Consider the following 13,830-nt stretch of genomic DNA (forward strand, 5'->3'; position numbering starts at 1 on the left):
TGCGTCAGGTCGTACGAGCGCCTCGTACGACACCGCCGACGGCGAGCGCCAGGGCAGCCGCCAGGAGCAGGGCGAGCGGGGTGAACCGGTCGAAGAGCGCGGCGAGTTGGGCGCCCGCACCGGCTCCCACGTTGAGGGTGAAGCCGTACAGGGCGATCGCGGTGGTCTGGGCGGCCGCTCCGGCGCGGGCGCCGACCGACTGGATGAGCGCGGGGCCGAGCGTGGCGAAGCCCGCCATGAACACGAACAGGGCGGCACCGAGCTGGACCGCGTCGTCCCGGGCCGCGGCGGCGGCCAGCATCGCGGCGACGGTCACCACGAGGGCCACGGCGGCGCGCCGGGGCGCCGGGAAGCGGGCGAGGGCGGAGGCGGCCAGGACGGCGCCGAGGAGCGCCGGCAGGGCGCTGGCGCGCAGAGCGAGCAGCGGTGCGCCGCCGCCCGCCACGGAGGCGGGCCCGTACAACTGGACGCCGGTGTAGACGGCGGTCAGGCTGCCCGCACCGACCAGGATGACCAGGTACAGCGGAATCATCCGGGCGCCCAGGGCGGGCCTGAGGCCGGACAGCCCGCCGGTGCCGGTGCCCTGTCGCTCCTCGGGCAGCAGCACCCGCCAGGAGACGGCAGCGCCGGCCAGCAGCAGCGGCACGGTCCCCCAGAACACCCAGCGCCAGCCCACCAGCGACGCCACGAGCTGCGCCTCGAGCTGGCCGATCAGGACGGTGGCCCCCATGCAGGCGGAGACCACGGTCAGGGCGAGGGAGACGCGGTGCGGGGCGATGCGGGCGTGCAGATAGGCGTACGACATGGGGATGAACGAGCCCGCGAACAGGCCCTGCGCGGCGCGCAGGGCGACTCCGGCGCCCAGCGAGGCGGCCAGCGGCAGGACGGCAGTGATCAGGGCCATGGCCAGGACGTTGACCACCATCACGTTGCGCCGCCCCCAGCGGGTGGACAGCGGCCCGCTGACGAGCGAGCCCACCGCGTGGGCGAAGGCGAACGCGGTGGTCGAGGCGGCGGCCGAGACGGCCGACACGCCCCAGACGCCGGCGAGTTCGGGCATCAGCGGGATGGTCACGTACATCTGGCCCACCACGAGCACGCCCATGACGGAGACGGTCGCGGTGGTCGCGGCGAGCGGCGCGGTGCGCGGTGCGGCCGGGGACGACACCTCGGCAACCGATGTTTTCGACATACACCGATCGTCCGAGGGGCCTGGACCGTCGGCAATCGGCGACCCCGCTATGCGTCAAGTCCCTTGCACACGAGAGAAGTCGACGGCTGACGGTGGACGCCTGGCATGCCGAACCCCCGCACCAGGCGGGGGAATGGTGGGTGCGGAGGTCCGGCGTCCGGAGTCAGACCTGGGCGGTCTGCGGCTCGTCGGCGGCAGCGGACGCGGCCCCGCCCTGGGCGACGGCCCGGTCCTTGACCGGCTTCTGCAGACCGAGAGCGACCAGCGCGGTGAGCGCGATGCCGGCCGCGGCGACGAACACCGCGGTGCGCAGTCCGTCGGTGGTGGCCGAGCGCAGCGCCTCGCCGTGGAGGCCGCCGAGGCCGGAGTTGGCGATGGCGACCAGGACCGCGAGGCCGACCGCGCCGCCGATCTGCTGCGTGGTGGAGGCCAGGCCGGAGGCGATGCCCTGCTCCATCGGGTCCACGCCGACGGTGGCGGCGCCGAACATCAGCGTGTAGCCGGCGCCCTGGCCGAGCCCCATGACGATCATGCCGGGGATCAGCGAGACGTAGGAGCCGTCGGTCGCCAGGGTCAGGCCGACGATGACCGTGCCGACCAGCCCCACCAGCAGGCTGGCGATCATGATGGCGCGCAGGCCGAACCTGGTGGCCAGTCGGCCGGCCGTCTGGGCGCCGATGGAGATGGCGACCATCGGGACCAGGAAGGCCAGACCCGTCTCCAGCGCGCTGTAGCCGTGCACGCCCTGGAAGTAGACCGTGAGGAAGTAGAGCAGGGTACCGAAGGTCGCCATGTAGAAGAAGGTGACCGCGGAGCCGGTGGCCAGGTTGCGGTTGCCGAACAGGCGCAGCGGCATCAGCGGGTCGGCGCTGTGCTTCTCGATGGCGAAGAAGGAGACCAGCAGCACCGCGCCGAGCACGAAGGCACCGACCACCATGCCCGAGCCCCAGCCCGACTCCGGGCCCTGGACCACGGCGAAGACGACGGAGGTGGTGCCGACGGTGGCGGTCAGGGCACCGCCCAGGTCGAAGGAGCGACGGGTGCCGCCCATCTCGTCACGGGCGATCAGCGGGAAGGCGAACAGGATCGCCAGGGCGGCCAGGGGCACGTTGACGAAGAACACGGACTCCCAGCCGAACGCCTGGGTGAGGACGCCGCCCAGCAGCGAGCCGAGGATCATCCCGGAGCCGCCTGCCGTGCCCCACACGGCGAAGGCGCGGTTGCGCTCCTTGCCCTCGGCGAACCTGGTGGAGACCAGGGTCAGGGTGGCGGGGAAGAGGAACGCGCCGCCGATGCCCTGCACCGCGCGGGCCGCGACCAGCGTCCACGGGTCGGAGGCCAGGCCGCCGAGCAGCGAGGACACCCCGTACAGGGACAGGCCGAGGACGAAGATGCGGCGCGGCCCCCACAGGTCGCAGGCCCGGCCGCCGAGCAGCAGGAACCCGCCGAAGGCGACGGCGTACGCGCTGATCACCCACTGCAGGGTCTGGGCGGAGAATCCGAGCCCGTCACCGATCTCGGGAAGCGCGACGTAGACGATGTTGTAGTCGATGGAGATGATCAGCTGGGCGAACGCCAGCAGCGCCAGGAGGAGTCCAGGGCGCCGGCGCGGTGCCTCGGTGGCGGCGCCTGTGGCCGAAGACGGCATGACTGTGCCTTTCACTACGGGGTCACAAGGGGAATCGGTACGAGATACCGGGGGTGCCGGGGTGCGGCTGTGCGGCTGTGCGGCTGTGCGGCTTGCTCAGGTCTGGTCGAACCAGCGGCGTACCTGGTCCGGCACGGCCGGGTCGGCCCGCCGGACCTCGTCCGCCAGAGCGGCGATCGTGCGGTCCGCCAGCCTGTGCCGCCAGGCCAGCTCCGCCTGGGAGAAGGCCTGGGCGACGGTGCAGGTGGTGCGGTGGACGGCCGGGCCGGCCAAGTCGCCGGCCGGGCCCTGGTGGCGGATGCCCGTGCACAGGAAGGCCCGTGCCGAGCCGTCTATGGCTGCCGCCACATCCATCAGGGAGATCTCCTCCGGTGCGCGGCCGAGACGGAATCCGCCGCGCGGGCCTGAGCGGGACGAGACGATGCCGGCTCGTCCCAGCGCGTTCAACTGTTTGTTCAGATAGGCCGTGGGCAGGTCGTGGAACTCGGCCAGCCGGACGGCCGGCACCGCCCTGTCAGGAAGGATCCAGGACAGGTTCATGCAGCAGTGCACTGCCCATTCCACGCCCTCTCTCAGCTTCATGTCCTGGACATTACGCATCCACGATGTCCGCTGACAGGGCTCGCCTCTTTTAGTGTCAAGTCGCCCGGTCCACGCCCGTTCTAGCTGGTCAGAGCCTGCTTCAGCTCGGCTGCCAGTCGGCCGAGATCGGCCTCGTGGCCGTGCGCGGCGATATGCCCGTCGGGCCGCACCAGCCAGTAGCCGGCACTGCGGCAGCCGGTGGCGTGGGAGCTCTCGCGCCGGCGCAGCACGACCGTGCGCACGGCTGCGCCGTACCGGCCCACGACATGCCCGGCCTCGGTGCGCCAGGCGTCCGAGGGCGGCGCGAGCACCAGCGTCCAGGCCCGCGGGTCGACGTCCGGCCCGCTGACGCCGTACGCCAGCGCCTGCCGACGCGGGAAGACGGCGCCGTCCTTGAGGCCGCCCGGTATCCGGCCCGTGAGCCGGCAGCCGGCGAGCCCCGAGGGCCGCTGGGTGTCGCGCACCGGCGGGTAGGCCAGGCGCCGTCCGGCCATCACCGGCGTGTAGAACCGCGACACGACACCGGTGCGGTCGAGGAACCGGAAAGCGGCGTCCCGCGCGAGCACCTTGGCCCGGCTGTCGGCCACCCAGGCCCGGGTCTGCAAGTGGGTGTCGCGCACGATCTGCCGGGTGGCCTCCGAGCGTTCGGTGCCGTAACTCGCGAGCAGCGAGGCGGGCGAACGGCCCTGGATGACCGCGGCCAGCTTCCAGCCCAGGTTCTGGGCGTCCTGCAGGCCGTTGTTCATCCCCTGGCCGCCGGCCGGGCTGTGCACGTGCGCGGCGTCTCCGGCGAGGAAGACGCGTCCGGTGCTGAAGTCGGAGGCGTGCCGCGCGTGCACCCGGAACACGGCGTGCCACACCGCCTCGGTCAGGCGCACCCCGCGCGGCCCGCGCTCGTCGAGGATCTCCTGCATCATCTCCAGGGAGACCTCGCGCCGGCCCTGCGGCATCACGGACAGGAAGCGGTGGACGCCGCCGGGCATCGGCACGACGACCAGTGCGCCGCTGGGCGCCTGGTAGAACAGGCATTCGTCCGGCGGGAGGTGGCCTTCGACACGTGCGTCGATCAGCGCGAAGGCCATCTCGTACGTGCTGCCCTGGAAGCCGATGCCGAGCTGGCCGCGCACCGCGCTGCCGGCGCCGTCGGCGCCGACGACGAAGGGCGCCCGGATCCGGTCGACACCACCGTCGGGCAGCTCCACCACGGCGGTGACGCCGTCGCTCGCGCCGATGTCGCCGCCGTGGTCCACGCCCTCCAGGGCCAGCAGCCGCATCCCGCGCTCCACCTTCCCGCCGAGCTCGGCGAACCGCTCGGCGAGCAGGCGCTCGGTGACGTGCTGCGGGAGCACCCGGCAGGCGGTGTCCTCGGTCAGGGCGAAGGAGGCGAGCGGCCTGCGTTCGGAGAAGTAGCTCAGCCGGTTCACCCGCACGGACTCGCGTACGACGCCGTCGGCCAGCCCCGCGTCCTCGAGGATGTCGAGGGCGCGCGGCCACACGGACAGCGCCTTGGGCGTGGTCGACGGTGCCTCGGCGCGGTCGATGACGCGGACCCGTACGCCGCGGCGCATCAGCTCCACGGCGGTCAGCAGTCCGGTGGGGCCGGCGCCGACGACGAGCACGTCCATGTCGGGCGCGGTGTTCTCGGTCATGGCGCTCATTCCGTGCGCACCCCGGCGGTGATGCCCCCGGCGGGCTCCTTCGGCAGCCGGTCCAGGACGATGCCGAAGTGTTCCTTGTACGCCGCCAGCGCCTCGGCCTCGTCGGCGAGCGTGCGCTTGGAGCGCTCCTCGCCCGCGACCATGCTGACCTGCTGGTTGGCCTTGAGGGTGACCAGGCCGTCGGTGGTGCGGATGGAGCAGAACAAGCCCTGCAGGAAGGAGGAGTCGGGAGAGGTGCGGTACCACCACAGGGTGGGCGCGAAGTCGGGGATGGTCACCGGGCGGTCGGCGACCCGGTACAGCGGCTTGCCGCCCAGGTACACGTCGACGGCGCCGTCGTCCGCGTCGTGCAGCCGGTACTCGCCGTGCGGGTCGTGCTGCACCTCGCGGGAGGCCAGGTTGAGCGGGAAACGGCTGTTGCGGCCGAAGCCGACGTCGACCAGCCAGTCCTCGCCGTCCGCCTTCACGCGCAGCGCCAGATGGCCGAGGAAGGGACCGAGCACACCGCCCGGGCGGTGCACCCAGCCCGGCAGGATGTCGACCTCGTAGCCGAGCGAGGTCAGCAGGAAGTACAGGGCGGGGTTGACCTCGTAGCAGCCGCCGCCGCGGTTGCCGTACACGATCTTCTCCAGGACGCGCTCGTCCATGAAAATGTCCGTGCCCTCGATGTGGTAGTCGAGGTTCTCGAAGGGCACCGACAGGAGGTGACGCTCCATCAGGTGGCGCAGTCCTTCGAGGTCCGCCCGCTCGGGCCGCTTGGCGCCGATGCGGCGCAGGTAGTCGTCCATGATGGCGTCCGACATCACTGTCTCCTTAGAGGTCGGGGGTGGTGGTCGAGGGGTGGTTGAGCTGCCAGCGCAGCAGCGACAGGCCCATCGCCATGCCACCGCCGAAACCGGCCAGCAGTACGAGGTCCCCGTCGCCGATCCGCCCGGAGCGGGCCGTGTGGTCGAGGGTGATGGGGACGGATGCGGCTCCGGTGTTGCCGAAGTCCTCGTAGGTGTAGCGGGTGCGGCCGTCGGGGATGCCGAGGGTGGCCGAGAGGGCCTCCAGCATCCGGCCGTTGGCCTGGTGCGGCACGAAGTGGTCGAGGTCGCCGGCGCCGAAGCCGGACTCCTCGACGAAGGCGGTGATGGCCGGGGTGACCGTGGCGTTCACGAAGTCGCGGACACCGCGCCCGTTCATGGTGAAGTAGTGCCGGCCCTCGGCGAGGGTCTCGGCGCTCGCGGGCAGCCGGCTGCCCCCGGCCGGCACCTCGATCAGATCGCGTTCGGCACCGAACCCGGCCAGCCGTCCGGCCAGCAGACCGTGACCGGGCCGGGCCGGCCCGAGCACCACCGCGCCGGCGCCGTCGCCGAAGAGGATCGCGGTACGCCGGTCGGCGGGGTCGAGGATGCGGGAGTAGATGTCCGCGCCGATGACCAGCGCGTACGGTGAGTCGGAGCCCGCGAGGAGGTGCTGGGCGGCGTTCAGCGCGAACACGAAGCCGCTGCAGACGGCGTTGACGTCGAAGGCGGCGGTGCCGTGGCCCGCCCCGAGGCCGTCGGCGACCACGCTGGCGGTGGCCGGCTGGGGCTGGTCGGGCGTGGAGGTGGCGACGACGATCAGCGCGAGGTCCGCGGCGCCGATGCCGGCGGCCTCCATCGCAGCGCGGCCTGCGGCGACGGCCAGGTCCGAGGTGGCCTCGTCCGGTTTGGCCCGGCGCCTGCTTCGTATCCCGGTCTTGCGGACGATCCATTCGTCGGTGACCCCGGCGGCGGCTGCCACCTCGTCGTTGCCGACCACATGAGAGGGCAGACAGGAGCCGGTGCCCAGGATGGCGATGCCGGTGTTCGGCCGGCCGCTCCGGGCCGTACCCGTGGTGATCATTGTGTGACCCTTCCGTCGGAGTTCGGGCCTCCCCGCGCAGCCCGATGCTCCCGAGACCGCCCGGCCGCGGACAAAGCCCGGACGGCGAAGCCGTCAGGTCGCCGGGGAGTACGTCAGCTGGGGCGGCCGGCCCGGCACCGGGTGCCGGGCCGACCGCGGGGATGTCACGCCGCGGGCGCCACCGGGAGGCCGGCCAGCAGGCCTCGCACCAGGTCACCGATGATGGCCACCCCGTTCTGGGTGAGCACCGACTCGGGGTGGAACTGCATCGAGGCGAAGAACTCGCCGCGCAGCGCGTGCACCTCCTGGCTCTCCGGGTCGCGGGCGATCTCGACCACGCCGGTGCCGCCCGCCTCCGTCTTGTCCTCAGCGCTCACGGCCGCGAACGTGTTGTAGAAACCGACGCGTTCGCGCCGCCCGAAGAGATCCACGTCCACCTGCACGCCCTGGTTGGGGACGGCCCGGCGGCGCAGGTGCAGGCCGAGCCGGCGGCTGAGCACCTGATGGCTGAGGCAGATCGCGAGGAACGGCCGGCGCTCGGCCAGCAGCCTGCCGGTCGCGGCGTCCAGATGGGCGATCTTGTGGTGGGACAGATCGCGCGGATCACCGGGCCCCGGCCCCATCACGACCAGGTCGTGACCCTCGAGATCGTACGGCTCGTCGTACCGGCGGACCGTCACCTCGTGCCCCAGGGAGCGCAGTTGGTGCCCGATCATCGAGGTGAAGGTGTCCTCGGCGTCCACCACGAGCACCCGGCGGCCCGGCGGCAGCGCCGTCTGCCCGGCGGGCGGTGTGTCCTGGGCGAGCCAGAAGCCGGCGATGGTCTCGTTGCGCCGCTTCAGCGCCCGCCGCACCTGCGGGTGGGCCGCGAACCGGCCCCCGTCCCCACCCTCCAGCGCGGCGAGCAGCCCGGCCGCCTTGGCTCGGGTCTCGGCCACCTCGGACAGCGGGTCGGAGTGGCGCACCAGGGTGGCCCCGACGCCGATGCGCAGCGTGCCGGCCGCGTCGATGTCGGCGGTGCGGATGCAGATCGCCGAGTCGAGGGCGGAGCGGCCCTCGGCGTCCCTGCCCATCAGGGCGACGACCCCGCTGTAGTAGCCGCGCCCCTCCCGCTCGTACCGGCCGATGACCCGGCAGGCACTCTCCAGCGGCGAGCCGGTCACGGTCGGCGCGAACAGCGTCTCCCGCAGCACCTCGCGCGGATCGCGGTCGGTGCGCCCCTCGATGAAGTACTCGGTGTGCGCGAGACGGGCCATCTCCTTCAGGAAGGGTCCCGTGACCCGCCCGCCCCCCGGGCAGATCCGGGCCATCATCTTCAGTTCCTCGTCGACGACCATGTACAGCTCGTCGGCCTCCTTGCGGTCGGCGAGGAAGTCCATCACCTCCGGCAGGGTGGGCCCGGAGGCCGGATAGCGGTACGTCCCCGAGATCGGGTTCATCACCGCGGTCCCGCCCTGCACGCTGATGTGCCGCTCGGGCGTGGCCCCGACCAGCGTGCGCTCACCCGTGTGCACGACGAACGTCCAGTACGCGCCCTTCTCCCGCTCCAGCAGCCGCTTGAAGAAGCTCAGGGCGCTGCGTGGGGTGTAGTCGGAGATGTCGGCGGTGAAGGTGCGCTTGATGACGAAGTTCGCGCCCTCGCCGGTGCCGATCTCGTCGGCGATGATCCGGCGGACGGTCTGCGCGTAGGCGTCGTCGTCGACGTCGAAGCGGCCTGCGGCCGTCCGGATGGGCTCGTCCGGCAGCAGTTGCAGTGCGGCGGCCAGCGGGACCGTCTCCTGCCGGGTGACGCTCAGCGCCACCAGCGGGGTGCCGTCGTCGTGCCCGGCGAAGCCGCGCTCGGATATCTGCCGGTACGGGACGAGGGCGAGGACGTCGTGCCGTGGGCCGCCGGTGCCCGCGGTGGGCGCCGGCAGCGGTATACCGGCCAGTGTCCGGTGCTCGCTCACCTCGCCCACCAGGACGTCCAGTACCCCGGTGCCGGTCGCCTCGGGGCGGTACAGCAGGGCGAACGGCGGCGGCGTGGGGCCGAGGATGTCGTCGAGCGGACCGCCCTGGTCGGGGTGGCAGGCGCGGGTGCCGGTCATGCGAGGACCTCCTTGGTGGTGGTGACGACCGCGCAGCGCGCGGCGGCGTACTCGACGGCCATCCGGTGGTGGCTCTCGTCGAAGTCGGCGACGGCGTCGGCAACCAGGAACGTCTCGATGTCGTGGCTGAACGCCTCGACCGCGGTGACCAGCACGCCGACGTGGGCGTAGACCCCGCAGACGATGAGCTGGTCGCGCCGGTGGAACCGCATCCGGGTGAGCAGGTCGGTCTGGTGGAAGGCGCTGTAACGCCACTTGGTGAGCAGCCAGTCCCCGTCGCGGGGGGCGAGCGCGTCGACCACCTCGCGGTCGGCGGGCGCGGGCCGCATGCCCGGCCCCCAGAAGTCCTTGAGCAGCCCGCGCTGGTGCTCGCTCATCCCGCCGGGCTGGGCGGTGTAGGCGACGGGCACCCCGAGCTCGGCACACCGATCCCGCAATTGCGCCGCGTTCTCGACGAGTTGGCCGCGCAGAGGATCGGGGAACGGCTCGAGGAAGTAACGCTGCATGTCATGCACGAGCAGAACCGCACGCTCCGGGTCGGGAATCCACGGCGCGGTGTTGGCGGGCAGTTCGGACGGGGTGGGCAGGGGGTACGACGCGATGGGCGGAAGTCCGGCCATGACGAACTCGGTTTCCTTTCCTGCAGTTTCGGATGACGGAGCCACTGAGCGGGTTAGATGAGGTCCGCATGCGAACCGCCTTTCCGGCGGAGCGCTCAGGCGCCCAACGCCGCGCCGCCGTCGACGGTCAAGGTGTGCAGGGTGATGTGCGACGCCTGATCGGACAGCAGGAAGGCGACGGCACGAGCCACGTCCTGCGGCTGGGCGAGCTTCCCCAGCGGGATGCCGACCCGGAAGGCGTCGAGGTTCCCGGCGAGCGTGGCCCGCGGCCCGGAGTCGTCGTGCCACATGGAGCTGAGCATCGGCGTGTCCGTGGACCCCGGCGCCACGATGTTGCACCGGATCCCGTACCGCGCCACCTCCAGCCCGAGGCTCTTGGTGAACATCTCCGCGGCGGCCTTGGACGCGGCGTACGCGGCCATCCCGCTGCGGGGCGTTGCCGCCGCGTTGGAGGCGACGGTCACGACGGCTCCCCGCCCGCGCGGCACCATACGGCTCACCACCGCGCGCGACAGATGGAAGACCCCCGTGGTGTTGACGGCGAACGTGCTGGCCCAGTCGTCGTCGCTGAACGTGCTGACCTCGCCGAGCCGCAGCACACCGGCCGCGTTGACGAGGTAGTCGACGGGGCCGAGGCGCTTCTCGATCTCGGCGACGACGGCCTCCACCGCCGCGCCGTCGGTCACGTCGGCCGGGAACGGCGCCACCGGCAGCGCGTCCGCGCCGAGTTTGCCGATGACCTCGCCGAGCTGCTCGGCGTCCCGGTCGACGGCGGCCACGGCGACGCCCCGTTCGCCCAGGACCCGGGCGACGGCCTCGCCGATGCCACCGGCGGCGCCGGTCACCAGGGCCAGTCTGCTCTCGCTTGCGCTCTCGCTGTGCATGTCGTGCGTTCTCCTTTGCATGCCGTGCGCGCGGGGACGGTCGGACACGGGGCGGTTCACGCCGGCCAGGCCGAGACCACCGAGACGGCCTGGCCGGCGTTGAGCCGCGGATCGCAGAAGCTCTCGTAGGCGTCGCCCACCCGGTCGGCCATGCTCGCGTCGGACACGCACTCCAGGACGGCGTCGGGCGTCGTCTCCAGGTGCAGTCCGCCCGCGATGCCGCCGTGGTGGACGACCGCGTGGTGGAAGGCGGCGACCTCGCGCTCGGCCGCCTCCACGTACCGGGTCTTGAACCCGCCGGGGGTGGTGACGGTGTTGGCGTGCAGCGGGTCGGTGAGCCAGATCGCCGGGTGCCCGGCCGCACGCACCGCCTCGACGAGCGGCGGCAGCGCGTCGGCGACCTTGTCGGCGCCCATGCGTGCGATCAGGGTGAGCCGCCCCGGCTCGCGCCGCGGGTCCAGTCGCCGGCACAGCTCCAGCAGGTCCTCGACGCTGGTGGTCGGGCCGACCTTGCAGGCCACCGGGTTGGTCACGCCGGCCAGCAGGGCGACGTGGGCGCCCTCGGGCTGCCGGGTGCGCTCCCCGATCCACGGCCAGTGGGTGGAGGACAGCAGCATGCCGTCGTCCTCCCGCCGCAGCAGCGGGACCTCGTAGTCGAGCAGCAGCGCCTCGTGGCTGGTCCACACCTCGGGGTCGATGCGGTCGGGCGGGGCGGGCAGGCGCCAGCCGAGGTGGCACATGATCTCGTCGGCCGCCATGTAGCCGGTCAGCAGGCGCAGCGGGTCGGGGCGTCGGCCCTCCGGGGTGGGGTCGGGGCCGTTGACCAGGTGGCCGCGGTAGACGGGCAGTTCGAGGCCGCCGACCAGTTCGGTGGGCCGGGAGCGCGGCTTGGTGAACTGTCCGGCGATGCGGCCCACGCGGATCACGGGCTTGCCGCTGATGAGCCGGAGCGCCCCGGCGAGCAGGTCGAGCACGGCCGCCTTGCGGGTGACGTGCCCGGCGGTGCACTCCTCGGGGTTCTCGGCGCAGTCCCCGGCCTGCACGACCAGGGCCTCGCCGGCCGCCACCCGGGCGAGCCGCCTGCGCAGGGTGCGTACGTCGTCGACGCTCACCAGAGGAGGACGGCTCGCCAGGTCCGAGCGGACCCGGCCCACCTGGGCCAGGTCGTCCCACTGCGGCTGTTGTGGGGTGATCTTCAATTCGATGTCGAGCAAGGAATCGTCCACGGTTGTCTCCAGACACGGACGGCTGGCAGCGCGGCGCACGCCACGGCTGCGGATACGGGTGCGGACAGGGTGAACAGGGGGTACGGGTACGGGAGAAGGTCGGAGAGGGTGCGGGTCAGTGGGGGCGGGGCGCCCAGCCCACCGCGTCCCAGAAGCCGAGCTGGGCGAGCTTGGCCGGGTGGGCGACCTCGACGACCCCGGGCCCGCCGAGGACGAGCGTGCTCGGGGCGTCCGGTGTGAACGGCCGCCAGTCCGGCGTGTTCGGGGTGCGCGGGACGGACGTACGGGCGAAGGCGGCCACGGCGTCGATGAACACGTCGGACAACAGCCGCTCCACGGAGCCGTCGCCGAGGATCTGGGCGAACTGCGGCAGCCGGTGCGTGCCGAACAGGAACGGCGAGGTGGCCTCGTGCGGGGTGCCGAAGTGCGGCGGGCGGGCCTCGTGGGCGAACTCCATCGTGTACAGGGGGGAGTCGCCGTGCCGGGCGTGGCGCTCGGCGAACCGGACGATCTGGTGCCGGAAGTACGCGTCGCCCCAGATCTCGGTCCACAGGGTGAGCGGGTCGCGGGGCAGGCCGGCGTCCACGGCGGCGGCCCGGTAGGCGGCGACGCAGGTCTCCGCCAGGTGGTCGTCCGCGCCGGGCTCGCCCAGCGACAGCACCTCGCGCACGGCCCGGCGCAGCTCGGCCTCCCCGCGCGGGGCGGGGGCAGGCTGCGGGGAGGCCGGGCCGGTGTAGAAGGAGCCCTCGGTGCGGGTGTGGACGGACAGCACGGGCACTTCGGGGCCGGGCAGCCGGTGGTCGTGGGCGGGCGTGGTGCGCCCGTCGACCACCGGGCCGCGGTACCAGCGCCCGCTGGCGACGATCCGCTCCTCGGGGCGCGGGGCGAAGAGCTCCTCCCAGGCCGCGGCGAGCGCGGCGGCCGGCACCTCGCGCAGACCGGCGACGGTGGTGCCCAGCCGGCCCGCGACGGCCTCGTACGCGGTACGGGCGTCCTCGGGTGTCAGGGCGGTCGCGGGCGGGGTTGCATGGCTGGGGCTGATGGACACGATGCGCCGGATCAGCCCGCGCAGCTCGGGCAGCAGGGCCAGCTGCCAGGCGGTGGCGCCGCCCGCGGAGGTGCCGCACACGGTGATGTTGCCCGGGTCCCCGCCGAAGGCGGCGGCGTTGGCGTGCACCCAGCGCAGCAGCGCCTTCTGGTCCTGCAGACCCCAGTTGGCGAAGTGGCCGGTGTCCGGGTCGGTGAGTTCCTCGTGCAGGCCGAAGCCGAGGACGCCGAGCCGGTAGTTGAAGGTGACGACGACGAGGTCGCCGCGCTCGGCGAGCCGGGCCCCGTCGTACGCGGGCATGCTGCCGGCGCCCGCCTGCCAGCCGCCGCCGTGGATGTAGACCAGGACCGGCAGGCTGCCGCCGGGGTCGGGTGTCCAGACGTTGGCGTACAGCGAGTCCTCGCTGCTGGGCGGCACGGGCCGGTTGGGGATGACGCTCTGGAGGGAGACGTCGGTGAAGCGCACGGCGTCGCGCACCCCGTGCCAGGACTCGGGCGGCCGCGGGGAGGCGAAGCGCAGGGGGCCCAGCGGCGGCCGTGCGTAGGGGACACCGCGGAAGACGGCACCACGGCCGACTCGTTCGCCCGCGATCAGCCCGGCCGAGGTGCGCACCACCACCCGGGGCTCGGCGGCGCGGGGGCGGGGCGGGGCCGCGACGGCGGGGGACACGCCCCGCCGCTCGGCTTCGGCCTGCGGCTGGCTGGCCATGGTGAACTCCTCGGACACGGGGACGGCTTGGTGCGCCGATCGTGTGCCGCCGGCTCGGGGGTCGCCAAAGAGCGCCCCGGCAATCCGTCAGCTGCCCCACGGAGTCCGTCAGCTCGTCGACCGGGCGGTCCGCGGAGCTGACTCAACCGGGCACGGATCGGCCGGAAGGGCCGCTGCCGCGCCGTACACTGCGCCGTGCCCGACGCCCGGTGTCCCGTTCCCACCGAGTGGGCGGGGGCCGGATCCGGCCTGGAACTGCCCCGGCAGGTGATTACGGCGTAATCACCAAGGCGGCAGCTCCCGCCACA

At 73.1% G+C, this 13,830-nt stretch carries 11 protein-coding genes; all 11 read right to left on the reverse strand.

Going from position 1 to position 13,830, the window contains the following annotated elements:
• Positions 1-4: 4 nt before the first annotated feature.
• The 11 genes from ABZ490_RS34450 to ABZ490_RS34500 all read right to left on the reverse strand — a co-directional run bounded on the left by ABZ490_RS34450 (position 5) and on the right by ABZ490_RS34500 (position 13,522).
• Complete coding sequence (locus tag ABZ490_RS34450; RefSeq protein WP_358999148.1) at positions 5-1,192, reverse strand: MFS transporter; 1,188 nt, start codon at positions 1,190-1,192, stop codon at positions 5-7.
• 163 nt (positions 1,193-1,355) lie between these two features.
• A complete protein-coding gene (locus ABZ490_RS34455; protein WP_358999151.1) occupies positions 1,356-2,840 on the reverse strand; it encodes an MFS transporter in 1,485 nt (494 codons plus the stop codon).
• Between the two features lie 96 nt (positions 2,841-2,936).
• Positions 2,937-3,422, reverse strand: coding sequence for an Rrf2 family transcriptional regulator (locus ABZ490_RS34460; RefSeq protein WP_358999154.1), 486 nt, complete (start codon positions 3,420-3,422; stop codon positions 2,937-2,939).
• Between the two features lie 80 nt (positions 3,423-3,502).
• Positions 3,503-5,071 carry an FAD-dependent oxidoreductase gene (locus tag ABZ490_RS34465; protein ID WP_358999157.1) on the reverse strand — a complete coding sequence of 523 codons (1,569 nt, stop codon included), beginning with the start codon at positions 5,069-5,071 and terminating at the stop codon, positions 3,503-3,505.
• Between the two features lie 5 nt (positions 5,072-5,076).
• Complete coding sequence (locus ABZ490_RS34470; protein ID WP_358999160.1) at positions 5,077-5,883, reverse strand: arylamine N-acetyltransferase; 807 nt, start codon at positions 5,881-5,883, stop codon at positions 5,077-5,079.
• Positions 5,884-5,893: 10 nt separating this feature from the next.
• A complete protein-coding gene (locus ABZ490_RS34475) occupies positions 5,894-6,949 on the reverse strand; it encodes a ketoacyl-ACP synthase III (RefSeq protein ID WP_358999163.1) in 1,056 nt (351 codons plus the stop codon).
• 164 nt (positions 6,950-7,113) lie between these two features.
• Positions 7,114-9,036: an anthranilate synthase family protein gene (locus ABZ490_RS34480; protein ID WP_358999166.1), complete on the reverse strand. Its 1,923-nt coding sequence runs from the start codon at positions 9,034-9,036 to the stop codon at positions 7,114-7,116.
• The gene (locus ABZ490_RS34485; RefSeq protein WP_358999168.1) at positions 9,033-9,656 is read right to left on the reverse strand and encodes an isochorismatase family protein; all 624 of its coding nucleotides are present in this window, start codon (positions 9,654-9,656) and stop codon (positions 9,033-9,035) included. The genes ABZ490_RS34480 and ABZ490_RS34485 overlap by 4 nt, the downstream gene beginning before the upstream one ends.
• Before the next feature lie 95 nt (positions 9,657-9,751).
• The gene (locus ABZ490_RS34490) at positions 9,752-10,540 is read right to left on the reverse strand and encodes a 2,3-dihydro-2,3-dihydroxybenzoate dehydrogenase (RefSeq protein WP_358999171.1); all 789 of its coding nucleotides are present in this window, start codon (positions 10,538-10,540) and stop codon (positions 9,752-9,754) included.
• A 56-nt stretch (positions 10,541-10,596) separates the two neighbouring features.
• Positions 10,597-11,766 (reverse strand): 3-deoxy-7-phosphoheptulonate synthase, encoded by a 1,170-nt coding sequence (locus tag ABZ490_RS34495; protein WP_358999174.1) that lies wholly within the window; start codon positions 11,764-11,766, stop codon positions 10,597-10,599.
• Positions 11,767-11,881: 115 nt separating this feature from the next.
• Complete coding sequence (locus ABZ490_RS34500; RefSeq protein ID WP_358999177.1) at positions 11,882-13,522, reverse strand: carboxylesterase family protein; 1,641 nt, start codon at positions 13,520-13,522, stop codon at positions 11,882-11,884.
• Positions 13,523-13,830: the final 308 nt, after the last annotated feature.

Origin of the sequence: Streptomyces sp. NPDC005811 (assembly GCF_040630405.1) — a bacterium.
Taxonomy (GTDB): Bacteria; Actinomycetota; Actinomycetes; order Streptomycetales; family Streptomycetaceae; genus Streptomyces.